The following is a 24,131-nucleotide window of genomic DNA, read 5'->3' on the forward strand; positions in this document are numbered from 1 at the left end:
AGATCAGCCGCCGTGCTCGTGAGCCGTGAGCTCGTCGATCAGGCTGAACAGCTGGCTCTCACCGCCGGCGGCGCCGATGTCGGTGCTGTACTTGCCGTTGACGATGACCGTCGGCACGGACTGAATGCGGTAGCGCTTGTTGAGGAAATCCGCGCGCTGCAGCTTGGATTCCACCGCGAACGACGAGAACGTCTCGGTGAATTTTTCCTTGCTGACGCCGTGCTGCTGGAAGAACGCCGCGATCTTGTCGACGTTGTTGAGCTGATTGCCGCTCACGTTCACCTCGCGGAAGATCAGCGAGTGCAGCTCTTCGAGCTTGCCCAGGACTTCGGCGGTGTAATAGATCCGCGCATGCATGCGGGTGCCTTCGTTCCACATCGCCGGGACGCGGTTGAACTCGACATACGGGGCCTTGCCCTTGGCGCGCCAGGATTCGATCGCCGGATCGAGCGCGAAGCAGTGACCGCAGCCGTACCAGAACACCTCGGTCACTTCGACCTTGCCCGGCGGCGCGTTGGTGGGCTGAGCCGGCACGATCTTCTGATAGTTGGTGCCTTCCTTGAACTTCGAGGAGGTCGGCGGGCCGCCGGCCGAGCCGCCCAGCTTCAGCGAGGGCTGGGTCGTCGAGGCGGTCTGCTGCTGTTCCGTCGCCGCCGGCCCATCGTCCATCTCGCTGACAGTTTCAGTCGGCGCGGTCGCAGCCTGATCGGCCGCGGCCTGATCCGTCGGCGCCGCTGCTCCGCCTTCTGCAGCCGGAGCCGCGGGTTGCTCAGCCGCCGGAGGGGCCGCAGCGGGGGCGTTAGCGCTTGGGGCGGGTTCCTGCTTACCGCAGGCCGCGAGCAGAACCAGGGTCGAGAGCAGAGCAGCGAATTTGTTCATGCGTCGTTCCGAGCAGTTTGAGCGCCTGCCGATAGTTCGATCAGCGCAGGCCCTGGATGTAGGCAGCTACCGCGTCGATTTGTTCGTCGGTCAGCAGCGATGCCACGTTGCGCATCATTTGATTCGGATCGGTCTGGCGTGTTCCCGAGCGATACGCCTTCAACTGATTGATCGTGTAAGTGGCGTGCTGGCCTTTGATCTGCGCATAGCCGGCCGCCGGGTTACCCGCACCGTCCGGGCCGTGGCAGGCCGCACAGGCCGCGATGCCCTTGGCCGGATCGCCGCCGCGGAACAGCTTCTGGCCCAGCGCGACCTTCGACGGCTCGGCTTCCAGCGTGCCCGTGGGCTTCTGCGAGGCGAAGAACGCGCCGAGATCTGCCATATCCTCATCCGAGAGCGGCTTGGCCATCGGAGTCATGAGTACGTTCTGGCGCTGATCGTTCTTGAACGCGCTCAGCTGGCGCTTGATGTAGGTCTCGTGCTGGCCGGCCAGGTTCGGCCATTCGGGGTTCACGCTGCTGCCATTGACACCGTGACAGGCGACGCACGGCGCGGCTTTCGCCTGGCCTTTCTCGGCCGAGCCTGCGACAGGCTGCTCGGCAGCGAAGCTAACGCCCGCCTGCAGGCCGCACAGAACGGTGAGCAGGACCATCGACTGAAACTTCATTATTCGTAACTCCGTAGCGGCGGCTGGCCAAAAGGCGCGGAATTGTACACTAGCGGTATGGCTTGCCTCAGCCTCACGCAACATACAGTCCAACATGCCGCAATTCCCACCCGTCGAGTTCCTGACCAGCTCCTGGCAGCCGCGCCAATTTCCCGCCGACCAGGGCGCGGAGGTGGCATTTGCCGGCCGTTCCAACGCCGGTAAGTCCAGCGCCTTGAATGCCATCACCGGCCGCAAGGACCTGGCGCGGACCAGCAAGACACCCGGGCGCACGCAGCTGATCAATTTCTTCGCCCTGAACGAGCAGCAGCGGCTGGCCGACCTGCCGGGTTACGGATACGCGAAGGTGCCGGAGAAAATGCGGGATCACTGGCGGCAGCTCATGGGGCGCTATGTCGAGACCCGAGCCTCGCTGGCGGGTGTGATCATCGTGATGGACTCGAGGCATCCGCTGACGGATTTCGACTGGCAGATGCTCGAATGGACCGGCGCGCAGAACTTGCCAGTGCATTTACTACTGACGAAGGCCGACAAGCTCGGTCGCGGCGAATCAATGGCGACTCTCAAGAAGGTGCGGGCCGAAGTGGGGGATGGGGTTACTGCCCAGCTGTTCTCCGCGGTCGCCAAGACAGGCGTCGATGAAGCCCGCAAAGAGGTCCTGACGATGCTGGCCGCGACCCCTCACCGTGCTTCGGATACAGCTGAATAATCAAAAGGTCTTCGCCGCGCCTCGAACGAAGGCGCACTAGTGCAACCCGTGCGAGACCGCGAGTGGCAGGATGCCCGAGTCGGTCTCCAATAAAAAAAGAACCCCGGCGACTTCTGGAGCCACCGGGGCAGTATTACCCGGCATGGGGATGGACCGGGTTACCGTTCACTCAGGGAGGTCAGCGAACGGGAGCGTCCTGGCCGACGCTCGGGAGTTATGACGCCCGCCGCAAGCGAAAGTTCCGGATCTTTTTCACCCGATCCGTGTGAAAAAATCTTTATCGTTTCAGGTGGTTAACCGCAATTAAGTTGCGTCTCGCGAACCACACGCGGCACCGTTGGGCGGAGCCGCTTCCGTGGCTTTTGTGGCACATACGCCACAAATTGGCCTGACCAATTCGTAGCGGCGCTCAGCGCGGCGCGCCACCGAACTTATAGGTGAACCCCAGCGACAGCATGCTCACCCAGTCGCTGTCATTGTGGTCATCCCAGTCGTCATCGTCGTTCCAGTCGTCCCACCAGTCGTCGTCATCGCGATTGTTGGCGTCCAGCAGAATGCCTTCATATTCGATCCGGATCGCGAGGTTGCTGGCGCGGAACTGTGCGCCGATGCCGAACAGCGGTTCGGTGCTCTTGTCGCTGTCCGAGCCGGCAAAGCCCCGGGCGCTGAAATCAGCATCCAGGCGGGCCAGGCCGAGGCGACCGAACAGGTCGAAGTTACTGCCCAGGGGCAGCATGCCCAGCGCGCTGACCGAGACCGCCGTGTATTGCGCTTCCATATCGACGCCGAAGATGCGATCCACCGGCTGGCCGAAGTCGGTGTAGTTCAACTCCACCGCGACCCAATCGATGATGCGATAGCCGGCGTTGATCTTGAACCCGGTGTCGTCGGCATCGAATTCCTGGCGCGTCTCGTCGTCCTTGAACTGGACGGTCGAGTCGCCGATGGAGGCGCCTAGATACGGACCTAACAGCGCGGGGTCGCGCGCAAAGGCGGCGGGGCTCGCTGCGCAGAGCGCAATTGGCAGTGCAAGCCAGCGGATGGGCAAACGCATGATGTTGCTCCGATGTAATTCGTACGAGCGGATGCTCAAAGGAACGTATACGTAACGCCGATGGAGAGCATGTTGGCGTCATCGACGTTGTCGATATCGAACATTTCATACTCAGCGCGCACGCTCAGGCTGAGAAAACGGAATTGCGCGCCGAGGCCGTACGCGAAGTCCGTGCCGTCATCGCGGAAGTTGCCGAAGTTCTGAATTTTGACGTCGGTGTCGAAGCTGATCACGCCGCCTTTAGCAAACACGTCGACCGGACCGACAGGTAGGAAAAACACGCCAAAGCCGCTGATGCCATCGCTCTCCACGGCCAGCGGGCCCTGTTTCACTTCGCCGAAATTTACATAGCTCGCTTCGATGCCGAACCAGTCGAGCGGCCGGATACCCGCGATGATCTTGAAGCCGGTGTCGTCGCCGTCGAGATCCAGGCCGGTGGCGTCCCGATCCAGCTCGGTGTTCGCCTGGCCGAGGCTGGCGCCGAGATAGATGCCGTTGTCGGCGGCCATGGTGGCCGTGCTCGCCAGCAACAACGCGGTGGCCAGAATTGCTTTACGCATGGATGAAAGTCCTTTGATGTGACTAATGATGACTGACTATGAAAATAGTCGGACAGGGCATCAGGTTGCATCAGGATGCATGATCAACCTGAATCGGAAATGAAATGTGGGTGACGGCGCTCGAGCGCGGCGGCGCACTGTGATCGATCAGTGCGCTTCGTCCCAGTTTTCGCCGATGCCGGCATCCACTTTGAGCGGTACACGCAGCTCCGCGGCCCCGCTCATCAGCTCCCGTACATGTGCGATCAGATCTTCCGCGAGCTCGCGTCGCACTTCGAAGACAAGTTCGTCATGCACCTGCAGCAGCAGGCGCGCCTCGAGCTTCGATTGCGCTAGCCAACGAGCCACATCGATCATGGCGCGCTTGATCACATCTGCCGCCGTGCCTTGCATCGGTGCGTTGATTGCGGCGCGCTCGGCGGCCTGACGCAGAGCCGCGTTGCGTGCGTTGATATCGTTTAGATACAAACGACGGCCGAACACCGTCTCGACGAAACCCCGCTCGTGCGCGAGCTGCCTCGTTTCATCCATGTAACGCCGGACGCCTGGATAGCGCTGGAAGTAGGTCTCCACGTAACGCGCCGCCGTGCTGCGCTCGATACCAAGGCGCGACGCCAGGCCGAACGCCGACATGCCGTAAATCAAGCCGAAATTGATCATCTTCGCCGTGCGGCGCTGATCCGCAGTCACGGTGTCGAGAGTCATGCCGAACACTTCGGCAGCGGTTGCCAGATGGATGTCACGATCTTCGCTGAAGGCTTTCAGCAAACCTTCGTCGCCGGACAGATGCGCCATGATGCGCAGCTCGATCTGCGAATAATCGGCCGCGACGATGCACCAACCCTGCGGCGCCACGAAAGCCTGCCGGATACGACGGCCTTCCGGTGTGCGGATCGGAATGTTCTGCAAATTCGGCTCGGCCGATGACAGCCGGCCAGTCGCAGCGATCGCTTGCTGATAACACGTATGTACGCGCTGCGTGGAGCGGTTGATTTCCAGCGGCAGCTTGTCGGTGTATGTGGACTTCAACTTCGCGAACGCGCGGTATTCCATGATGAGCTTGGGCAGCTCATAACTTCCCGCCAGTTCTTCGAGCACGTCTTCGGCGGTCGACGGCTGGCCCGTCGGTGTCTTCCGAATGACTGGCAGCCCCAGCTTGCCGAACAAGACCTCCTGCAATTGCTTGGGCGATTCCAGCGAGAACTGTTGGCCCGCCGCTGCGTACGCCTGTGCCTCGATCTCCCGCATGCGCGTGGCCAGCTCGCTGCTTTGTTTGCGAAGCAGATCGCCGTTGAGCAACACGCCCGCCTGTTCCATCTTCAGTAGCACGGGCACCAACGGCTGTTCGATGTTTTCGTACAGCTCCTTGAGCGGCGCCAAAGCTTCGAGCCGAGGCCAGAGCAGACGGTGCAGTTGCAGAGCGAGGTCGGCTTCCTCGCTGGCGTAATTCATGGCCGTATCGAGCGCGACCTGGTTGAACTCGATCTGCTTCGCGCCTTTTCCCGCGACGCTCTCGTAAGCAATGGGATCGATGCCCAGGTAGCGACGTGAGATCGGCCCCAACTCGTGTTTCGCCGCGGTGCTGTTCAGCACATACGACTCGAGCATGATGTCGAACTGGGCGCCGCGCAGCTCGATGCCGGCGCGCTTCAGCACGTGACCTTTGTATTTCAGGTCGTAGCCGACTTTGAGCGGCTGCTCGGCTTCGAGCACGGGCTGCAGCGCTTTCAATACAACATCGCGCGACAGCTGTTCGGGCGCGCCGGGATAATTGTGGCCGATGGGTACGTAAGCGACGGTGCCGGGCTCGACACTGAAGGCGATACCGACAATGTCGGCCTGCATGTAGCCGCCGGATGTCGTCGCCACATTCAGCGATATCACACTCGCCGATTTGAGCTGCGCGACCCATGTTTCCAGCGCTGCGGCCGTCACCACGGTTTCATAGTTGCGCGGAACAGGAGGAGGCGGGGCGCCTTCGGCCGGCGGTTCTCCAGAAGCTGCAGCGGCCGACGCCGATGCACCGGGACCTTCGTCGCCGACGAGCTGCTTCAGCAGCGCGCGAAACTCCATTCGCGTGAACAACTCTCGCAAGCGATCTTTATCGGGCTCGCCGACCTTCAATGTCTCAAACGGCTGCTCCAATTTCACTTTGAGGTCGATGGTCGCGAGCTTGCGCGAGAGCTCCAGCTCTTTCATGCCGTTGCGCAGGTTCTCGCCCACCTTGCCGGTGATGGCGGCGGCGTTTTCCACCAACTTGTCGAGCGTGCCGTATTCGCCGAGCCATTTCGCTGCGGTCTTCGGGCCCACTTTGGGAATGCCCGGAATGTTGTCCGACGTATCGCCGACCAATGCCAGGTAGTCGATGATCTGCTCGGGATAGACATCGAACTTGGTTTTCACGCCGTCGCGATTCAAGCGCGAGCCGGTCATCGTGTTGACCAGTGTGATGCGCTCGTTCACCAGCTGCGCCATGTCCTTGTCGCCGGTGGAGATGATCACGTCGTAGTCCTGCGCGGCCGCCTCGCACGCCAAGGTGCCGATCACGTCGTCGGCTTCGACACCTTCGATGCGCAGTAACGGCAGGCCCATGGCGCGAACGCTGTCGAGCAAAGGTTGCAACTGCGAGCGCAGCTCATCGGGCATGGGCGTGCGCGTGGCCTTGTACTCTTCGAACAGCTCATCGCGGAACGTTTTGCCGGGCGCGTCGAACACCACGGCGATCAGATCCGGCGACTCTTCCTTGCGCAGTTTCTGCAACATGTTGAGCACGCCCAGCACCGCGCCGGTCGGCTCGCCACGCGAGTTGGTCAGCGGCGGCAACGCATGGAATGCGCGATACAAGTAACCTGAGCCGTCCACCAGGACGAGCTTGCGTTGAGCTGCCATTACTGACCCGCCTTCGGCGGCGGGGTGGCGGGACGATCGGGATCGGGCGGAGAGACCGGCGTCGGCTGAGACTGAGCGGGTGTCGACGGATCTGGCGGCGATTGATCGCGCGTGCGCTCGCGTTCTTTCTTTTGCGCCTGGGGCGCCGGCGGCAGCGTACGAACTTTGCTGCCTTCGAAGATCGGCTTCGGCGTCTGCGCCGGCACTTCCTGCTGCTTGTCGTCAGGTAAATACAGCGGACCTTTCAGCCCACAACCCGCCAGGCTGAACAGCAGCACGGCCAGCCCGATTCTGCGCACGGATGATTTCATCGGCGCAGTATAAAGGACGCTCCGGTCCCGGTCAGTTCTTGGCCTCGATCTCGATGACCGCCATCGTGAGACGGGAAATGCACACCAGCTTGTCGCGTTCGTCGACGATGCGAATTTCCCAGACGTGACTACGGCGACCGAGATGAATCGGGCGCGCGGTGCCGATCACGAAGCCGCTGGCGACGCCGCGAATGTGGTTGGCGTTGATCTCCTGGCCGAGACACAGATATTTGTCCGGATCGGTCGTCAGCATGGCCGCGTAGCTGCCGAGCGTTTCGGCCAGAGCAACCGATGCACCGCCGTGCAGGATGCCGTGCGGCTGATGAGTGCGATCCTCCACCGGCATGCGGCCGCGGAGAAAGTCGGGGCCGAGCTCGGTGAACTCGATGCCCAGATGTTTCGCCATGCCGATGTGAGTGGTGAGATCGGCAAGCTTGTACGGTTTGAACCAGATGGACATGGCTGCTGGACTCCGAGGTCGACGGCTACTTTTTACGCAGCTTGTCCCCGATGCGTCTATAAGCTTCGCGGAAAGAGATTCCTTCCTTGACCACCAGTTCATTGGCTTCGGCGGCCGCATGGATCGAGGGATCGAGCCGGATGCGATCCTTGCGGAAAGTCACGCCGGCCAGCGCCGAGGGCAGAATCCCCAGCGTGTCCAGGCACAGATCGATGCCGCGGAACAAAGGCACTTTGATCAACTGCAGATCGCGCTGATATCCCGACGGCAGCTTGGCGACGATGCCCATCACTTCGAGCAAACAGGCCTGCGCGCTGGCGCTGCGGCCGCGGATCAGCTCGAACACGTCTGGATTGCGCTTTTGCGGCATGATCGATGAGCCGGTCGTGAATGCATCCGGCAGCGCGACGAACGAGAACTCCTGCGTGTAGAACAGCATCAGGTCGGATGCGAGACGGGCGACGTCCTGCATGACCAACGAGATCTCGAACAACAGCTGCGCTTCAGCCTTGCCACGCGATAGCTGCACAGACGTGACCGGTTGTTGAACTGACGCGAATGCCAGCTTCTTTGCCGTTGCTTCCCGATCGATCGACAGGTTCGGCGAGCCGTAGCCCGCTGCGGAGCCGAGCGGACTCTTCTGCAAACGACGCTGCACCTGTTGCAAGCCCTCGGCGTCGTCGCGCAACTCGGCAGCGAAGCCGCCGGCCCACAACTTCACCGAGCTGGGCATCGCCTGCTGCATGTGAGTGTAGCCAGGCAAGGGAACGTCACCCTCGCGTGCCGCCAACTCATCGAGCGCTTGGGCCGCGCCTTCGACACGTTGTTGCAATTCTTCGACGGCGTCGCGCAGATAAAGACGCAGCGCTGTGAGCACCTGATCGTTACGCGAGCGGCCCAGATGGACGCGCTTGCCAGCCTCGCCAATGCGCTCGGTCAGCAAGCTTTCCAGCGCGGTCTGGCCGTCTTCCTGCTCGAGCAGCACTTGCCACTTGCCGGCTGCGTGCTCAGCGGCGATTTCGGTCAGGCCGCGACGGATCGCTTCCAGGTCCGCCGAAGGCAGGAAACCCTGGGCATTGAGCATCTCGGCGTGCGCGATGGAAGCGCGCACGTCGTATTCAACCAGGCGATTGTCGAGTGCGTGATCCTCGCCGGCCGTGTATCGCAATACACGTTCGTCGAGCGGCGCGCCCTTGTCCCACAGACGGCTCATGCGTGCTGTTCTGCCGGGCTCAGCGCGCTGACGTTCTCGACGACCAGCGTGCCGGTGCCTTCGTTCGTGAAGACTTCGGCGAGGATGCTGTCAGGGGTCTTGTATGAAGTGATGTGCACGCGACGCACGCCGCCGCGAATCGCCTCTTCGATGGCCTTGGCCTTCGGCAGCATGCCGTCTTTCAGGCTGCCCTGGTCCTTGAGCTTCTTCAGGCCCGCCAGATCGGTGTACGAAATGATGGAGCGCGGATCTTCCAGCGACTCGAGAATGCCAGGCGCGCCGGTCACGAGCATCAGCTTCTCCGCTTTCAGCGCGGCGCCAATGCCGGCGGCGACCGTATCGGCATTGATGTTCAACAGCGTGCCTTTGTCATCGGCGGACACCGGGCTCACAACCGGCATCAGGCCGTCGTCGAGCAACTGCTGCAGCACCTTCGCGTCGATCAGGTCGATGTCGCCGACCAAGCCGTAATCGACAGTCTGACCTTCGACCTGCACCGGCGGACGCTTGTGAGCGCGGACCAGACCCGCATCGACGCCACTGACGCCGACCGCCGCGATATCCAACTCACGACAGATGCCGAGAATCTGGGTGTTGACCAGGCCGTTGAGCACCATGCTCGTGACTTCCATGGACTTCTCGTCGGTGACGCGACGGCCCGCGACCATGCGCGGCGTGATGCCCAGGGATTCCTGGATCTGCGACAGCTGCGGGCCGCCGCCGTGCACGAGCACGACGCGAATGCCGACCTGGTGCAGGATCGCGACTTGTTCGATCAGCGTGCGGGTGGACTCGATGTCGCCGAACACACCGCCGCTGGCCTTGATGACGAACACCTTGCCCTTGTACATGCGAATGTACGGTGCGGCGCTGCGCAGAGCGCGAACGGCAACGGAGGGATCAGAGCGAAGCACCACGGCAATATTCCTTAGAAGTAACGAATGACAATGAACGATGACCGGTCGAAGAACCGATCAGCCTCGGAGCAGCCGGTAAAGGACTGCCATCTGCACGACCATGCGGTTGAACGCTTCCCGGATGACCACGCTGCGCGGACCGTCCAGGACTTCGTCGGCCACCGCGACATTACGCCGAACTGGCAGGCAATGCATGAAATGGCAGCCGGGATCCGCCGCCCGGAACCAGCTTTCCTTCACGCACCAGTCGCTCAAGTACTCGCGCAGGCGCTTGTCGGCCTCGTCGTCGCCGTAGTGCTGCGGCGAGCCCCATTCTTTCGCGTAGATCACGTGCGCGCCATCGAGCGCTTCGGCGCGATTATCCGTTTCACGTACGGAACCGCCCGACGCCTTCGCCGCCTGTCGTGCTTTCTCCATGATGGGCTCAGGCAACGCGAAACCTTCCGGGCGCAACACCACGACGTCCATGCCGCGCATCGCGGCCATGTGAACCGTCGATGACGGCACGGCCAGCGGCAGCGCGCGAGGATGATTCGCCCAGCTCAGCACGAACTTGCCTCGCTCGGGCACGCGCAACTCGTCCATCGTGTGCCAGTCGGCCAGCGCCTGGCAGGGATGCCCCATCGCCGACTCCATGTTCACGAGCGGCTTGTCACAAAGGTCGGCCATCATGCGGAAGCCCGTCTCGGCCAGATCGGCGGCGAGGTTGCGGCCTTCGGCAAACATGCGAATGCCGATAGCGTCGCAGTACGAAGCGAGCACCGGCACCGCTTCGCGCACGTGCTCGGCGGCGGCGCCATTCATGATCGCGCCCGAGCGCGTTTCCATCTGCCACGTGCCTTGGCCCGGCGTGATGACTACGGCGGTGCCGCCCAGACGCATCATCGCGCTCTGGAATGAAGCCAGCGTACGCAGCGACGGATTCAGGAACAGCAGGCCGAGCACCTTGCCGACCAGCGCTTGCGGCTGCGGTGTTTGCTGCAGGCGAGCGGCGAGACCCAGCAGGTCCTTCACTTGCTCGCGCGGAAAATCGCCCAGGTCGAGAAAACGATTCATGGTTATTGCTCGATGAGTTTGCGACTCATGCGCTCCAGTTATTTCGGCAGTTGAGCGAGTGCCTTGCGCAGCAGCTCGACGTGCTCACTTTCCAAGACGAAGGGGGCCAGGATTCGCAGGATATTCGGATCGGCGCTGGTGCCGGTCAGGATGTCCAGCTTCAACAGCTCTGCCTGCACGTCCTTCGCGGGACGCGACGTGCGCAGGCCCAGCAACAAGCCGGCGCCCTGCGAGCCGATGACCGGACCGACCTTGCAGGTCTCGCGAATTTCCGCCGAGCGCTGCTGGACGTTCTTCAGCAAGCCTTCGGATTCGATGATGTCGACGACCGTTTCGACGATGGCGCAGGCCATCGGACCGCCGCCGAACGTCGTGCCCAGCGAGTCCATCTTCAAATACGGCGCGACATGATCCGCCACCAGCATCGCCGACACCGGGAAGCCGCCGCCGAGCGCCTTCGCCGTCGTGATGATGTCGGGCGTCACTTCATACATGTTGGCCGCGAACGGATGGCCCGTGCGTCCGAAGCCGCACTGGACTTCGTCGAAGATCAGCACGGAACCGTTCTCGCTGCAGCGGAAGCGCAGCGCCTGCAGGAATTCCTTGGGCATATCGACTGCGCCGGCGACGCCTTGCACGGGCTCGACGATGACGGCGGCCGTTTGATCGTTGATCAGCGTGCTCAGCTCGGCCGCGGTGGTCGTCGGCTTGATGAACTTCACTTCGAACGGCGTGTTCGGGAAGCCGTACCACTTCTTGTCCGCGCCCCAGGTCACAGCGCCGGCAGCAGCGGTGCGGCCATGGAAGCTGCCTTCGACCGCGATCACCTGCGTGCCGCCGGTCATTTTGCAGGCGAGCTTCAGCGCGTTCTCGTTCGCTTCCGCGCCCGAGTTCACGAAGAACACAGTGTCCAGCCCGAGCCCGCAGAACTTCGCGAGCCGGGTCGCCGCGCGACGGCGCACATCGAGCGCCACGGCGTTGCTCTGAAAACAAAGTGACTTCGCCTGTTCGGTCAATGCCTCGACCCAGCGCGGATGACCGTAGCCGAGTGCCGCCACGGCGTGACCGCCATAGAGGTCCAGTACTTTGCCGCCATCGGGCTTGTGCAAGAACACGCCGCGCGCGTCCGTGATCTGCAACGGAAATTGTGCGTAGACGGGCGCCAGATGATCGGCGGGGGCGTTCGAAGTCGTAGTTGCGCTCAAGTTGTTTGCACTCTTCTAAGCAATCAGGTCCAACCGGCCGCCGGCGTCGTCAGGCCGGTGGTTTCGTCCAGGTCGAACACGCGATTCAACCATTGCATCGCGCCGCCGGCTGCGCCCTTCACCAGGTTATCGATGGCGCACATCACGGCGACGGATTCCCCATTGGCAGCCGCGCTCAGGAACGCGTAGTTGCTGGCAGCCACATCTTTTACATGAGGCATCTCGCCGACGACACGAACGAAAGGCTTGCCGGCATAGAAGCCTTTCAACGCCTCGAGCAGCTCGGGCGTTTTGATCGGCTTCAGCGCCTTCGCCTGCACCGTTACGTGAATGCCACGCGCGAACGGGCCGGAGTGCGGAACGAAGTTGAACTCCGCCGGCACTTGCGACGCCACTTGCGCCAGCGCTGCGATCTCCGGCGTATGCCGGTGCGACAGCGGATTGTACGCGTACAGGTCGCTGTGCCGCTGCGGATGGTGCGTGCCCGCGCTCGGCGTGCGGCCCGAGCCGGTGCTGCCCGTGATACCGGCAGCAAACAAACGCGGCTCGACCAGGCCTAGCGACAGCAACGGCACGCTCGACAGCAACACTGCCGTCGCGAAGCAGCCCGGATGCGCCACATGCGGTGTCGTGATCTTGTCCAGGTGCTCTGGCACCGCGCAGCTGAACTGGGCGATGCGATTCGGCGCTCCGTGAGCATGCTTGTACACCGCCTCATAGGCGCTGGCCGTGCTGTAGCGATAGTCGGCCGAAATATCGATGACGCGCGGCTTCGTGCCTTTCGCTTCGGCAGCCGCGAGGACGTCGTCGATGAGCTTCGCCGCCACGCCATGAGGCGCGGCCGAAATGATGGCCGACTTCGGCAGCGTGCCGACCAGCTGTTTCACCTCGTCCAGGCTGGAGAACTTCAGCTCGGGATAGATCGGCGCCAGGTGCGCAAAGAACTTGGCCACCGGTTCGCCGGGCTGGCTGTCCGAAAGAATGGCTTTCAGCTCCAGGCGCGGATGACCGGCGATCAGGCGCAGCAGCTCGCCCGACACGTAGCCGGTGCCGCCCAGGACGATGACAGGAATCTTTGCGTCGCTCATTCTTCGGTCACTTCCGCCTTGGTCTTCGGAACCAGCTTCAACGAATCGATCACGCAGTCGCCCAGCGCCGCGCCATCGGTGATGGCGTTGAAGGCCGGCACGCCGAACTTGTCCTTGATGATGTTCACGCCGACCGCGTTGTCCGTTGCCGGACCGGTGACGACCGACGGCTCGATGCCGAACTGTTCGCGCAGCAGCTTCACGCCGCCCCACGCAGCAACTGGATCGTTCGCCGACAACACCACCGACGTGAGCGCACTACGAATATCCGGCGAGGACAGGATCGCTTCGACGCCGTACGCGCCGAGGATGCCGTCGCCCAGCTCGAACACGATCACATCCGGCTCGCCTTGTGACATTTCCGTCAGCAGCGCGCGCGTGATCGCTGGGCCCACCTTCGCAGTGGTCGTGACGACGCCCAGATCGGTGAAGATCATGCTCTTGCGAGCGCCGGCATCTTCCATCGCCAGAATGTCACGACGCAGAGAAACACCGGTGGCCTTGAACGCGTGCACGTTCAAGCCACGATGCCGCATGCGGGCAACGATGGCGCACGCCGCGGCCGTCTTGCCTGCTTCCATACACGTGCCCGCAAGCGCCACGACCGGCACATTCCGCGTGTTCACAGCGACGTTGTAGTCGAGACGTTTATAGCCGACCCGCGCCGGCACGCCGATGCGCTCGCCCAGATACGGGAACTGCAACACCACGCCGATGACCCTGGCGTCGAACGGCGTGCCCTTCTCCGGGTTCACCGATTCGACCACGCCGAGCACGCCGCCGATGTTCAGCACCTGGATGATGTCGCCTTCCTTCACCGCGGTCGGCAAATGACCCGAGTAGCCGAACAGCGCCTGACGATGGCCGAGCGCACCGACGATGACGTCGCCCTTGGCGACCTTGGCCATGCGGCCGCTGGTCAGCTCCAGGGTGTTGTAGTTCGACTTGTTGTTGAGGATCTCGACAACCAGCACCACGCCTTCCTCGCAAGGAATGTTGTCCGTGGCGACACGCAACTCATGCTTCAGGTTCAGCGCCTGAGTGATGGATGCGATCTTGTCGACGACTACTGTCTTCATGGCTGTGTTCGATTCACCTGTTCAGAAGTTAAAGAAAACAACTCACTTGTTCTGCCCAGCACGGGTCCAGAACATGCCGGGCAGGCCGACCATCTTCGAGAAGCCCAGGGCATCGGCTGCTGTCCACTCACCGGCGGCTTCGCCATAGACGCCCTTGGAGGCGGCCATGATGGAGTAGGGCGAATTCACGCCGGCGACGAATGCGTTGCCCGGGCGGTACTGCACCTTCACTTCACCGGTCACGCGCGCCTGCGAATTCACGAACAGCGCTTCCATGTCGCGGCACACAGGATCCAGATGCTGGCCTTCGTGCACCAGATCGCCGTACGGGCCGGACAACATTTCTTTCACGCGCTGTTGACGGCCGGTCATCACCAGCTTTTCCAGCTCGCGATGCGCAGTGATCAGCACTTCAGCGGCGGGTGCTTCGAACGCAACGCGGCCCTTCGTGCCAATGATGGTGTCGCCCAGGTGAATGCCCCGACCGACGCCGAACTTCGCGCCGATCGCTTCGACCCGTTCGATCACGCTCACCGGATCGAGCTTCACGCCGTCCAGGCTCGCGGGAATGCCCTTATCGAAGCCGATGGTGTGCACTTCCGGTGCCTGCGGATTCGAGTACGCATCCTTCGACAGCACCCACGCATGATCGGGAATGCTGCCGTCCGACGTAAGCGTCTCTTTACCACCGATCGTCACGCCCCACAGGCCGCGATTGACCGAATAGGCAGCGCCGTACGGCGGGATGGTGAGATTCCGATCCTGCAGATACTTCAATTGATCGGGACGCTTGAACGCCTGATCGCGCACCGGCGCGAGAATCGTCAGCTCGGGCGCGAGCGTGCGCAGCGCGACTTCGAAGCGTACTTGATCGTTGCCGGCGGCGGTGCAGCCGTGCGCGATCACTTTCGTGCCCAGCTTCTTCGCGTATTCAGCGATGGTCTGCGCCTGCATGACGCGCTCGGCGCCGACGCACAGCGGATACATCTGGCCGCGCTTCACGTTGCCCATGATCAGGTACTTGATCACCTGCTCGAAGTAATCCTTCTTCGCCTCGACCAGGATGTGATCCTTCGCACCCAGCGCGCGCGCACGCTGATCCAGCACTTTCGCCGCTTCGGCATCGATGCCGCCGGTATCGACCGTCACGGTGATGATCGGGCGCTGGTAGTTTTCCGACAGCCACGGCACCAGGAATGACGTGTCGAGGCCGCCGGAGAAGGCCAGCAGAATCGGTTCGTTGCCAGGAGGAAGTGTGCTCATGCTCGTTTCCGTATCGATACAAATAGCTGGTCGGTTTGAGAGTGCGTGCGAGGCAGCGGCCGCTCAGATGCCGAAGATGCCGCGCAGGCGTTCGCGCAGCTTCTTCTGATCTTTGGGCTCGTCGGTCGCGATGAAAATGGTGTCGTCGCCCGAGATGGTGCCGACCACTTCGGACCAGTCGGAGCTGTCGATGGCGACGGCCACGCTTTGCGCCGTGCCGGTCGTGGTCTTGAGGACCGTCAGCGACGTGCCGGCGGTCTTGATCTCGAGCACGAACCGCGAGACGGCGGCGAATGGGTTGTCGGCCGCGGCGGCGTCTTGGGCGGGCAGGATGTAGCGGTCGCCGGCCTTGGCGACGCGGAGCTCGCGCAGGTCGCGGCTGACGCTCGATTGAGTCGCGTCAAATCCTTGTTTGTGAAGGATTTTCACCAATTCGTCCTGATTGCGCACGGTCGACTCTCCGATGATTCGGAGAATCGCGGCTCGGCGCGCGACGGATTGGTGAATCTCAGCAGCCATGTCGGTGAGAGCAGCCTCGGTTGCGGCACAGGCGCCCAGACGCGCCTGTGCATAAAAAGGCGCGCATCATGCATAATTATGCAGAGGTCGTCAATGATGGATTTTGCGTCAGGTCCGACGGCGCGAGGCCAGTACTCCATCGAGGGCGAAAACGGCGAGCGCAGTCCAGATCATCGAGAAACCGACCACGCGCGGGCCGCTGAACGATTCCCCAAATACCAGGACCGCGCAGGCCAGCTGCAGGCTGGGTGCGATGTATTGCAGTAGTCCGACGGTGAACAAGGGAATGCGCCGCGCACCCACGGCGAACAGGACCAGCGGAACGGCGGTCAGCGGTCCACCCACTAATAAGAGAAGAGTGGTCTCGAACGAGTTCTGGCTCATCGCGCCACTGCCCGAGAACTCACACCACAGCACATAGCCCGCCGCGAACGGCAGCAACAACAGCGTTTCGCCCGTGAAACCGGGCAGCGCTTCGACGTTGGCAGTCTTCCGCACCAGTCCATACAGGCCGAAGCTCAGCGCCAGCGCGATCGACACATACGGCGGCCGACCGGCAGCCCAGGTGAGATACAACACACCGGCCGCGGCGATCGCCACGGACAGCCATTGCATACGATTGAGCCGCTCGCGAAAACATACGACGCCGAGCGCCACGTTGAGCAGCGGACCGATGAAATAACCGAGACTGATTTCCACGACGTGGGCCGTAGCGATGCCCCACATGAAAATCGACCAATTGATGGCGATGAAGGTCGCCGACGCGCACAGCCTCAAGCGAACTTGCGGATTCGACAGCGCGCTCCACATCTGTTGAGTGTCGCCGCGCGCCGCCAGCCAGCCGAAACCGACCAGGCAACCCCATAACATGCGGTGCGCGGTGATTTGCAGAACCGGGATGGCCTGCAACAGCTTCATATACAGCGGCATCAGCCCCCAGATCAGGAAGGCGGAGATGGCGGCGGAGAGGCCGCGGCCATCGATGCGTTGAGCCGCGGACGTGGCGTCGGCCACGTGAGAGGAATCGTTCATGGACGGGGGACAGTCTGCTGGGCGGCAATCATAGTGCAGTACGCAGTGGCATGTCGGGCTTTCTGAAGTTGCACGCGCCGCGCCGGCGCGAGAAGCTTCGAATCTCTTTACTGAATTCTCTGTTAGCTATGTCCGTGCTCGACCTCTCTCGCCGCTTGCTGGCGCTGTCACAAACCGGCCTGCACTTCTCACAGGAAGAATACGACAGAGAGCGTTATCGCGAGATGGCGCAGATCGCCGGCGAGCTGCTAGCGCTCGAGTCGGAAATGACGCCGGACAAGGTGCGCGCCACCTGGATGGTCGAAGACGGCTATTCGACGCCGAAGATCGACGTGCGCGGCGCGGTGTTTCGCGGCGATCAGGTATTGATGGTGAAAGAGCGCGTCGATGGCAAGTGGACTTTGCCCGGCGGCTGGGCGGACGTGAACGACACGCCGTCGCATGCCGTGGAAAAAGAGATCGAGCAGGAATCGGGGTTCACGGCGCGGGCCGTCAAGCTGGCGGCGATCTTCGACCGTAACAAACACAACCATCCGAAGTTTCTGTACCACGTCTGGAAGATGTTCTTCGTGTGCGAAATCACGGGCGGCGATTTCCGGACCAGCTACGAAACCACCGACGTGAAGTTTTTTCCGGTCGCCGAGCTGCCGGAGCTGTCGACCGGCCGCGTGACTGCGGCGCAGATCCAGTGCGCCTACAAGCATCATCTGGATCGCGCGCTGCCCACCGAGTTCGATTGAGCGATGAGCGACACTCCGGCCCTGGGTTTCCTACCGCCCGAATGGTTCACGCGGGCGCTTGCCGTGCCGTGCGAGTCCCGCTATGTGGATGCCGGCGGCACGGCGATTCATTACTTGATCTGGAACGAGCACGAGACGCATAAGCCCGGTCTCGTGCTTGCGCATGGCTTTCGCGCCCACGCGCGCTGGTGGAGTTTCATCGCGCCCTTCTTCATCGAGCGCTTTCGCGTCGTTGCATTCGATTTCTCGGGCATGGGCGACAGCGGCAATCGCGATGAATACACCGACGAGAGTTATGCACGCGACATTGTTGCTGTGATCGATGCGGCCGGCTTCGATCGGCCGGTCGTGGTTGGCCACAGCTTCGGCGGGGGACGAGTGCTGCAAGCGTGCGCTCAACATCCGAGCAAGGTCGGTCGAGCAATCATCGTGGATTCGCGCGTGCAGCTGCACGATGGCGAGCAAAAGCTTCCGGAGTTGCGTGCCAAGAAGATATATCCGACGTACGAAGCCGCCCGAGCCCGCTTTCGGCTGATCCCGCCCGACAACAGGGCAGCGCCATATGTCATCAATTACGTCGCCGAGCATTCCATCAAGCGCGTCGACGATGGTTATACCTGGAAGTTCGACGATACGGGGCCGCGTCGAGTCGTGCACCGGAATGTTGCTGGCATGTTGAGGCGCATCGAAACGCCAGTGTCGTATATCTATGGCGACCACAGCCTGGTCGTTTCGCATGAGCATGCGGCAGAGATCGTTGCTCACATTCCCAATAGCCGCGGGCCGATCGCGATTCCCGAGTCGCACCATCACGTCATGCTGGATCAGCCGCTGTCGTTGATCGCGACGTTGCGGGCGCTGCTGTACTAATAAACAGCGACTCGGGCATGCTGCCGCTCGCCCGCCGTGGTTGCCGGCGGGCGCATCCCTATGCCTGGGGTGCCTCTAGTTGAGTTTTATAGCTCTCAATCACTGCTCGATCGTGTACTCGAAGTCCGCGCTCTGATTCTCGCCGGCCTCGGTCTTGAATACCCACTTGTCGCTGATCGTGTAGCGCAGCTTCAGTGTGTTGATCGACTCTGTCAGCGAGATGCCGTAGCTGATGAACAGTCGGGGCGAGAGGAACTTGCCGAGCACCAGAGCCGTGTTCGCGCTACCGTCGGTGCCGAGCGAGCTTTCGACGCCGACTTCTTCCAGGCCGAGTCGACGGCCGATCTGCGAAGCGAGCAGGCCGCCGCCTTGCATGGTCAAAGTATCGCGAGCCGACGTCATGGTCGCCGTGTCGCTGCCCGACATCGAGTCGGGCGCTTTGCCGGTCAACAGATAAGTCACGATCTGAGTCTGCGGCATGGTCGGATCGGAAAAGAACGACAGCCGGGGCGCCTGCAACGTGCCGCGCACGTTCAGGCCGACGGTCACTGTCTCGATCCTGCGGCGGGCTTCGATGTCCAATCCCGGATCGTCGAGCGGTGAGGCTTCGAACAGCAGCTCGCCTTTACTGATCTCGAGCTTCTGACCATAAGCCTCGTAACGTCCGTCGACGACGCTGAGCTCGCCGCGGCCGATGGGGACTTCGCCCGTGCGCACGGTCGTGCCGACGCCGCCGGCGAGCCTGCCTTGCAAACCGAACGCCTCGACGCGCACGTCGTCGCCGATCGTGACTTTGATTTCGCTGTGCACGGTCGTGCGACCGGCGCGCTCCGATTCGGTTTCGTTGACGTAACGAGCATCGTCTGACGCGCGCACAGCGCCGGAGATCTGATTCGGCTGCACGCGCGCGCTCGGAATCAGCACATCGCCAGCGATATTGATCTGGCTGCCATCGATCAGAAAGCGCAGATCGGGAGAGGCGATCACGCGATACTCGGGCAAATCGGCCACGAGCAAGTTATTGCCGCGTAGATGCAAGTTGCCTTGCGACTTGCCTCCACTCCAGGTGAATCTTCCCTGCGCTGCCAGCTCGCCTTCACCGGCGCGGCCGGAGCCGCGAAAGTCCAGGCCGTTACTGGCAAGATCGGCGACCAGATTCAGATTGCGTAGCGCGAAGTTAACGCGATACGAATCCAGCTCGCCATTCGCCAGCTCGATGCGGCCGTTGACCTCGGGCTCGGCCAGCGTGCCGCCGATGGTGGCGTTGGCGGTCAGCAGCCCAGCCGCGTTATCCACTTCGGAAAACAGCAGCGGCAGAATGTTTGCGTCCGCCGCCCGTGCGCGCATGTCGCCGGTCAGCGGCAGGTGCATCAGGTCGTTACCCTGTTTTCGATCCAGATGCGCGTTGGCGAAGAGATAGGTATCGGTGAACGCTTGCACACCGAATGAGAAATCGATTTGCTCCGGCTTCGCGGTGGCGGCGAGACCGCCCGTGCCCAGATTCAGGGTCTCGGGCTCGGCGCCGGGCGGGCGATAGATGATGGCGGCGTCGATGATGCGCATGCCGGCTTCGCCTTGCCAAGGCTGATTCGGCGCGCCGAACGCGTGCACTCGGCCTTCGATGCGACCACCGTACTCCGCTTCGTGCCCCGCGGGCGGCAGCAGCAGCGCCAACGGAATCTCATACCCGGACACCGTGCCTTCCCACGCACCCGCTCGCTGCCATTTGCCGCTCGCGCAAATGCGACCTGCGCCCGCAATCAAACAGAAGTTGTCGAGTTGTGCCCGGTCGCTCGACGCCATGATCTTCGCGGGCTCGGCGATCGAAATCTTGTCGTCGGCCTTGCCCGTGACCAGCTTGGTGGTCGTGACCGTCGCGTTCCATACCTTCTGATCGTAGGTGCCGGCGATCTGCATCTCGGCGGATGGCGGCGTATCGCGTGGCGTCGCGGCTGCGCCTGTGACATTCATGTTGATGCGATGGTCGAGCGCTGTTCCTTCGCCACTGAGCTGCACGTTCTCGACGATGGGACGACCGGCGCCGAGCCGGCTGGCGGAAGCGACCAGCCGCGACGGCGCCTTGCCGCTGGCGTCGATGTCGCCGTTGATCGTGAGCTGCCCCGCCTGCCACTGCTCATAGCGAATGTCATTCGCGGTCAGATCGCCGGTGATGTGCAGGCTCTTGAGCGGACCGCTGGCCTTGCCTTTCGAAACGATCCTGCCTTTCGCCTGCGGCAGCAAACGATCCAGCGACGGAGCGTCCAGCGACCAGGTTGCCTCGATCGTTTCCTTCCAGATGCCGTCCAATGACAGTCGTGCATCGGCAAGGCCCACACTCGCGTTGCGCACGGTCCAGCCGCCGCGACGATCTCTTTGTATGTAACCGCGACCTCGCAGCGGCTCGCCTCGCAGCGTGCCTCGAAGCTCGTTCACGTCGGCGATGAACGCAGCGTTCTTATCGAAGCCTTCGCCCGAGGCGTTGGCCGTCATGTTCACGGTGCCGGGAAAATCCTTGAACAATCCCGCTGGATTGACATTGGTTGTGCGCGTCGCGAGGCGCCACGCACGCGGCTGAGCGAATTGCAGCTCGCCGTTGCCCGTCAGCGATCCGCCCAGTGCATTTACCGAGTAGCTCGCAACCGTGACCTGCTCCTTCGAGATCACGCCTCTGGCCGAGCCGGCGCCCGAAGGAAAATTGGGCCCGGCCAGACTGGTCGTGACCGCGAAGTCATAGGGCAGCGGTCCGCTCAATGTGCCGTCGCCGTTGGAGCTGGTAACAATCGGTTTGCCACGCAATGGCCATTGCAGGTTCTGCCATTGTGCGGACAGGTCGAGCGTCGGGGCCGAGCCGTCGAAGATCAGCTTGCCGGTCGTCTGCAGCGCCGCCGGCGAATCCTGCAGCTTGATGTCGGAATCCGTCAGGAACAGAGTGCGGTCCGCATATCGGCCGCGTGCATCGATCAGCAGTTGTTTCGCGTCGATCTCCGGAACGCCGAGCAACCCCTTGGCACGCACGCCCTGTGGATTGAGCTCCACGTCCAGCGCGATGTTCTGCAACGACAGCGGCGGATTCGGCAGCCACGGGTCGAGCAAGAATTGCTGCGACGTGACTTTACCCGCGACGTTCCAGCTGTCCTCCGGTCGTGTCATGACAGCAGCGACGCTGACGGCACTGGGTTTGAGCAACTCGCCGTTGATGTTCAGCTCATCGATGGTGCCATCGACCGAGCCCTTCAAATCCAGATCGACATCCGGCAGGTGCAGCTGGCCGCTGGTGTCGCCTTTCAATCCCATCGGCAGATCCGCCGCAGCCGCGGCCAGCAATTCGACATTGCCGGTGGCATCGAACAGATCGGCGTCGACGGCGAAGTCGCGCGCTCGAAGATGGGTGGAGTTGATCGTCACGCGTCCGCGAATGGTCTTCGCATCGACGGCTGTGCCATTCATATGCACGTAGCGAACGTTGGAAAGCTCGACATTGCGCGCGTCAACGCGCAGGAACGGCGGCAAGAAACGCGGCGGTTTCTTGTTCGGGGGCATGTCGGCTTGGCGCAGCTCCACCAGCGACTCGCGCGCGGTCACCGATCCGGCCTGCAATGTTTGAATCAACAAGCCCCGCAGCTGGGGCTCGATGACGATGTCGTTCACCAGGACATGGACGCGTGGATGATTCAGCTCGAAGCGGTTGACGCGCAACGGGCCGGCCAGCGTGCCCGATACGCCTTCGATCTTTACGTTGAAGCGCTCCAACCGCCACAGCTGCCCGGCAACCATCTGCAGGCCCGCTTCTGAGTACAGCAGCACGCCCACCGCGACCACCGGCACCAGCAGGATCACCGCGACAATGATCAGGATGAGGCGCGTGCGCATCAAAACTGGGTCGCGATGTATAGATGGAAGCGCGGGCTGCGTCCCGAGTCGGACAACGCCTGAGCCACGTCGAGGCCGAAGGTGGCGACAGCGATGTTGTAGCGGGCGCCCAGGCCGGCCGAGTACTGCAGATCCGGCTCGCTGAAATCGTCGAAGGCGTTGCCGATGTCGTAGAAGGCCGCAACCCCGAAGTTACGAGGCAGGTCGCGCACGACCTCGACTGTGCCGGTCACAAGATTGCGTCCGCCGATCGTACGGCCTTGGTCATCCTTGGGTGAAAGCTCGTTGAGCGCGAAGCCGCGTACGCTGCCTTCGCCGCCGGCGAAGAAACGTTGCGAGGCGGGCAGGTCGGAGGTGGCGGCGATACGGCTGATGCCAAGCTCGCTGCGCAAGTGCAAATGCCACAGCTCCGTCATGTCGAAGACGCGCTCGCCTCTCAGGCGCAGTTGCAAGAACGAGGCGTCGGAGCCCAATGTTTCAGGTGAGCCGCGCAACTCGGCCGAGAAGGAGTAAGGACGCCTGCGTCCACCGACGATATAGCTCGGCAGTGTCGAGTAGCCGATGCTGGGCACGATATAAAAGTTCGTGCTCGACGTGTTATCGGCTTCGATGGTCTCTTCTTCCGCCAGCGCGATCTTCAGCACGCGCTGCCAACGGCCCATCACCTGTGTGAGGCCGGCACTGACTTCGGCTCGTTTGGACTGGGTGTCGCCGAGCTCTTCGTCGCGCAGCGTACCGGTGAACTCCAGTTTCTCGAGCGCGATGTCCATGACCGGCACGACGTAGCGACCGGTGAGGTCGCTCACGATGGATGAGCCGAGCAGCTCGAGCTTGAACTTGTGGCCGTCCTCGTTCACGCGCCGGTTGTCCCACGTGAACTTGCCGCGTGTCTTGGTATCCGTGCCGTAGCCGATGCTGGCCGCGTAGCGATGTTTCCTGCTGGGCTCGGCGGTCACCGTGATCGGAACGGTGCGCGTCACGGGATCCGGATCGCCGCTCTCGATGTCGACGACCGAGAAGTATTGGGTATCGTCGAGCGTGTACTGCGTTCTCAGCAGTGTATCGAGCGTGTAGGGATCGCCGGGCTGCATGCGCAACAGCCGACGCATCGCTTCGTCGGTGATCACGTCCTGCGCGATGTCGATGTCGCCGAACAGATAACGTTCGCCGGTATCGGCTTCGAGGTCGACGGTGGCGCGCCGCTCGAAGCGATCGATCACCAGGTCGTGCCGGGTGAGCTTGGCATCGAGATAGCCTTCGTTCTTGGCGATGCGCACCAGGTTGCCTTTGACGCGCTCGTAAGTGCCATGATTCAAGCGCAGGCCGGGCTTGATCTCTTGCTCATCGAGCAGCTCGCGAATCGCGCGCTCTTCGGCGCCGGGGCCGGTGACGTTGATGTTCACTTCCGACAGGCGCACCGGGCGGCCGGGCTCGATGTGGATGGTCACCTGCCAGCCAGCGCCTTCCTGCTTCACATCGTAGGTGACGGTGGGGTCGTAGAAGCCGAGAGGTTCGAGAGCCTGGCGCGTTTCGCTGACGATGCGCCGTTGCAAGCGGCTCATGACTTCCGCGGTCACATCCTCGCGCTCTGCGTAGCGCGTGAGACTGAGGAAGGCGCGAACGTTCGTCTGGATCGCTTCGCTGACCTCGGGGATCGTGATCTCGATCTTGGCGTCCGCCTGCAATGGCAACAGCAATGCTGTCGCCAGCACTCCCGTCGCCATCGCACGCATCCTCGCTGTCACGAGAG

21 protein-coding genes are annotated in these 24,131 nt (G+C 62.5%); 3 read left to right on the forward strand and 18 right to left on the reverse strand.

Annotated elements, in window-relative coordinates; genetic code table 11:
* Positions 1 to 3: 3 nt before the first annotated feature.
* Together EK373_RS05295 and EK373_RS05300 are read right to left on the reverse strand one after the other, a co-directional pair.
* Positions 4 to 879, reverse strand: a complete 876-nt coding sequence (locus EK373_RS05295) for a thiol:disulfide interchange protein DsbA/DsbL (protein WP_129641677.1) — start codon at positions 877 to 879, stop codon at positions 4 to 6.
* Between the two features lie 40 nt (positions 880 to 919).
* The gene (locus EK373_RS05300; protein ID WP_232831019.1) at positions 920 to 1,546 is read right to left on the reverse strand and encodes a c-type cytochrome; all 627 of its coding nucleotides are present in this window, start codon (positions 1,544 to 1,546) and stop codon (positions 920 to 922) included.
* 94 nt (positions 1,547 to 1,640) lie between these two features.
* On the opposite strand from EK373_RS05300, the gene yihA reads away from it, so the two are divergent.
* Positions 1,641 to 2,255: a ribosome biogenesis GTP-binding protein YihA/YsxC gene (yihA, locus tag EK373_RS05305; RefSeq protein ID WP_129641678.1), complete on the forward strand. Its 615-nt coding sequence runs from the start codon at positions 1,641 to 1,643 to the stop codon at positions 2,253 to 2,255.
* A 409-nt stretch (positions 2,256 to 2,664) separates the two neighbouring features.
* Here the strand turns inward: yihA and EK373_RS05310 are convergent, their stop codons facing one another.
* The 14 genes from EK373_RS05310 to rarD form a co-directional block, all read right to left on the reverse strand.
* Entirely contained in the window at positions 2,665 to 3,309 is a 645-nt protein-coding gene (locus tag EK373_RS05310; RefSeq protein WP_129641679.1) for an outer membrane beta-barrel protein, read from the reverse strand.
* A 35-nt stretch (positions 3,310 to 3,344) separates the two neighbouring features.
* The gene (locus tag EK373_RS05315; RefSeq protein ID WP_129641680.1) at positions 3,345 to 3,869 is read right to left on the reverse strand and encodes an outer membrane beta-barrel protein; all 525 of its coding nucleotides are present in this window, start codon (positions 3,867 to 3,869) and stop codon (positions 3,345 to 3,347) included.
* Positions 3,870 to 4,016: 147 nt separating this feature from the next.
* Positions 4,017 to 6,758, reverse strand: a complete 2,742-nt coding sequence (polA, locus tag EK373_RS05320; RefSeq protein WP_129641681.1) for a DNA polymerase I — start codon at positions 6,756 to 6,758, stop codon at positions 4,017 to 4,019.
* Complete coding sequence (gene lptM, locus EK373_RS05325; protein ID WP_232831020.1) at positions 6,758 to 7,057, reverse strand: LPS translocon maturation chaperone LptM; 300 nt, start codon at positions 7,055 to 7,057, stop codon at positions 6,758 to 6,760. The genes polA and lptM overlap by 1 nt, the downstream gene beginning before the upstream one ends.
* A 43-nt stretch (positions 7,058 to 7,100) precedes the next feature.
* Positions 7,101 to 7,529: a hotdog fold thioesterase gene (locus EK373_RS05330; protein WP_129641683.1), complete on the reverse strand. Its 429-nt coding sequence runs from the start codon at positions 7,527 to 7,529 to the stop codon at positions 7,101 to 7,103.
* A gap of 25 nt (positions 7,530 to 7,554) precedes the next feature.
* Complete coding sequence (gene argH / locus EK373_RS05335; protein ID WP_129641684.1) at positions 7,555 to 8,742, reverse strand: argininosuccinate lyase; 1,188 nt, start codon at positions 8,740 to 8,742, stop codon at positions 7,555 to 7,557.
* Positions 8,739 to 9,659: an acetylglutamate kinase gene (gene argB, locus EK373_RS05340; protein WP_129641685.1), complete on the reverse strand. Its 921-nt coding sequence runs from the start codon at positions 9,657 to 9,659 to the stop codon at positions 8,739 to 8,741. The genes argH and argB overlap by 4 nt, the downstream gene beginning before the upstream one ends.
* Before the next feature lie 57 nt (positions 9,660 to 9,716).
* The gene (locus tag EK373_RS05345) at positions 9,717 to 10,715 is read right to left on the reverse strand and encodes an N-acetylornithine carbamoyltransferase (protein WP_129641686.1); all 999 of its coding nucleotides are present in this window, start codon (positions 10,713 to 10,715) and stop codon (positions 9,717 to 9,719) included.
* A gap of 38 nt (positions 10,716 to 10,753) precedes the next feature.
* Positions 10,754 to 11,920, reverse strand: coding sequence for an aspartate aminotransferase family protein (locus EK373_RS05350; RefSeq protein WP_129641687.1), 1,167 nt, complete (start codon positions 11,918 to 11,920; stop codon positions 10,754 to 10,756).
* A 23-nt stretch (positions 11,921 to 11,943) separates the two neighbouring features.
* Positions 11,944 to 13,008, reverse strand: coding sequence for an N-acetyl-gamma-glutamyl-phosphate reductase (gene argC, locus EK373_RS05355; protein WP_129641688.1), 1,065 nt, complete (start codon positions 13,006 to 13,008; stop codon positions 11,944 to 11,946).
* The gene (locus EK373_RS05360; protein ID WP_129641689.1) at positions 13,005 to 14,087 is read right to left on the reverse strand and encodes a hypothetical protein; all 1,083 of its coding nucleotides are present in this window, start codon (positions 14,085 to 14,087) and stop codon (positions 13,005 to 13,007) included. Before EK373_RS05360 ends, argC begins: the two co-directional genes overlap by 4 nt.
* Before the next feature lie 42 nt (positions 14,088 to 14,129).
* A complete protein-coding gene (gene argG / locus EK373_RS05365; protein ID WP_129641690.1) occupies positions 14,130 to 15,350 on the reverse strand; it encodes an argininosuccinate synthase in 1,221 nt (406 codons plus the stop codon).
* A gap of 63 nt (positions 15,351 to 15,413) precedes the next feature.
* Positions 15,414 to 15,869: an arginine repressor gene (locus EK373_RS05370; protein ID WP_129641691.1), complete on the reverse strand. Its 456-nt coding sequence runs from the start codon at positions 15,867 to 15,869 to the stop codon at positions 15,414 to 15,416.
* Positions 15,870 to 15,977: 108 nt separating this feature from the next.
* On the reverse strand, positions 15,978 to 16,901 hold the full coding sequence (gene rarD, locus EK373_RS05375) for an EamA family transporter RarD (RefSeq protein WP_129641692.1): 924 nt from the start codon (positions 16,899 to 16,901) through the stop codon (positions 15,978 to 15,980).
* A 50-nt stretch (positions 16,902 to 16,951) separates the two neighbouring features.
* Between rarD and EK373_RS05380 the strand changes: the two genes are divergently transcribed.
* A complete protein-coding gene (locus tag EK373_RS05380) occupies positions 16,952 to 17,641 on the forward strand; it encodes an NUDIX hydrolase (RefSeq protein WP_129641693.1) in 690 nt (229 codons plus the stop codon).
* Between the two features lie 3 nt (positions 17,642 to 17,644).
* On the forward strand, positions 17,645 to 18,511 hold the full coding sequence (locus EK373_RS05385; RefSeq protein ID WP_129641694.1) for an alpha/beta fold hydrolase: 867 nt from the start codon (positions 17,645 to 17,647) through the stop codon (positions 18,509 to 18,511).
* Between the two features lie 99 nt (positions 18,512 to 18,610).
* Here the strand turns inward: EK373_RS05385 and EK373_RS05390 are convergent, their stop codons facing one another.
* Together EK373_RS05390 and EK373_RS05395 are read right to left on the reverse strand one after the other, a co-directional pair.
* A complete protein-coding gene (locus EK373_RS05390) occupies positions 18,611 to 22,381 on the reverse strand; it encodes a translocation/assembly module TamB domain-containing protein (protein WP_129641695.1) in 3,771 nt (1,256 codons plus the stop codon).
* Positions 22,381 to 24,105 carry an autotransporter assembly complex protein TamA gene (locus EK373_RS05395; RefSeq protein WP_198683085.1) on the reverse strand — a complete coding sequence of 575 codons (1,725 nt, stop codon included), beginning with the start codon at positions 24,103 to 24,105 and terminating at the stop codon, positions 22,381 to 22,383. The genes EK373_RS05390 and EK373_RS05395 overlap by 1 nt, the downstream gene beginning before the upstream one ends.
* Between the last annotated feature and the right edge of the window lie 26 nt (positions 24,106 to 24,131).

Source organism: Peristeroidobacter agariperforans (assembly GCF_004138335.1).
In the GTDB taxonomy this organism is placed as follows: domain Bacteria; phylum Pseudomonadota; class Gammaproteobacteria; order Steroidobacterales; family Steroidobacteraceae; genus Steroidobacter; species Steroidobacter agariperforans.

Excerpts from the sequence above, each read along its gene's own strand:
- EK373_RS05295 (WP_129641677.1), bottom strand. The coding sequence starts at position 879 with ATGAACAAATTCGCTGCTCTGCTCTCGACCCTGGTTCTGCTCGCGGCC.
- EK373_RS05300 (WP_232831019.1), bottom strand. The coding sequence starts at position 1,546 with ATGAAGTTTCAGTCGATGGTCCTGCTCACCGTTCTGTGCGGCCTGCAG.
- yihA (WP_129641678.1), top strand. The coding sequence starts at position 1,641 with ATGCCGCAATTCCCACCCGTCGAGTTCCTGACCAGCTCCTGGCAGCCG.
- EK373_RS05310 (WP_129641679.1), bottom strand. The coding sequence starts at position 3,309 with ATGCGTTTGCCCATCCGCTGGCTTGCACTGCCAATTGCGCTCTGCGCA.
- EK373_RS05315 (WP_129641680.1), bottom strand. The coding sequence starts at position 3,869 with ATGCGTAAAGCAATTCTGGCCACCGCGTTGTTGCTGGCGAGCACGGCC.
- polA (WP_129641681.1), bottom strand. The coding sequence starts at position 6,758 with ATGGCAGCTCAACGCAAGCTCGTCCTGGTGGACGGCTCAGGTTACTTG.
- EK373_RS05330 (WP_129641683.1), bottom strand. The coding sequence starts at position 7,529 with ATGTCCATCTGGTTCAAACCGTACAAGCTTGCCGATCTCACCACTCAC.
- argH (WP_129641684.1), bottom strand. The coding sequence starts at position 8,742 with ATGAGCCGTCTGTGGGACAAGGGCGCGCCGCTCGACGAACGTGTATTG.
- EK373_RS05345 (WP_129641686.1), bottom strand. The coding sequence starts at position 10,715 with ATGAATCGTTTTCTCGACCTGGGCGATTTTCCGCGCGAGCAAGTGAAG.
- argC (WP_129641688.1), bottom strand. The coding sequence starts at position 13,008 with ATGAGCGACGCAAAGATTCCTGTCATCGTCCTGGGCGGCACCGGCTAC.
- EK373_RS05360 (WP_129641689.1), bottom strand. The coding sequence starts at position 14,087 with ATGAAGACAGTAGTCGTCGACAAGATCGCATCCATCACTCAGGCGCTG.
- argG (WP_129641690.1), bottom strand. The coding sequence starts at position 15,350 with ATGAGCACACTTCCTCCTGGCAACGAACCGATTCTGCTGGCCTTCTCC.
- EK373_RS05370 (WP_129641691.1), bottom strand. The coding sequence starts at position 15,869 with ATGGCTGCTGAGATTCACCAATCCGTCGCGCGCCGAGCCGCGATTCTC.
- rarD (WP_129641692.1), bottom strand. The coding sequence starts at position 16,901 with ATGAACGATTCCTCTCACGTGGCCGACGCCACGTCCGCGGCTCAACGC.
- EK373_RS05380 (WP_129641693.1), top strand. The coding sequence starts at position 16,952 with ATGTCGGGCTTTCTGAAGTTGCACGCGCCGCGCCGGCGCGAGAAGCTT.
- EK373_RS05385 (WP_129641694.1), top strand. The coding sequence starts at position 17,645 with ATGAGCGACACTCCGGCCCTGGGTTTCCTACCGCCCGAATGGTTCACG.
- EK373_RS05390 (WP_129641695.1), bottom strand. The coding sequence starts at position 22,381 with ATGCGCACGCGCCTCATCCTGATCATTGTCGCGGTGATCCTGCTGGTG.
- EK373_RS05395 (WP_198683085.1), bottom strand. The coding sequence starts at position 24,105 with ATGGCGACGGGAGTGCTGGCGACAGCATTGCTGTTGCCATTGCAGGCG.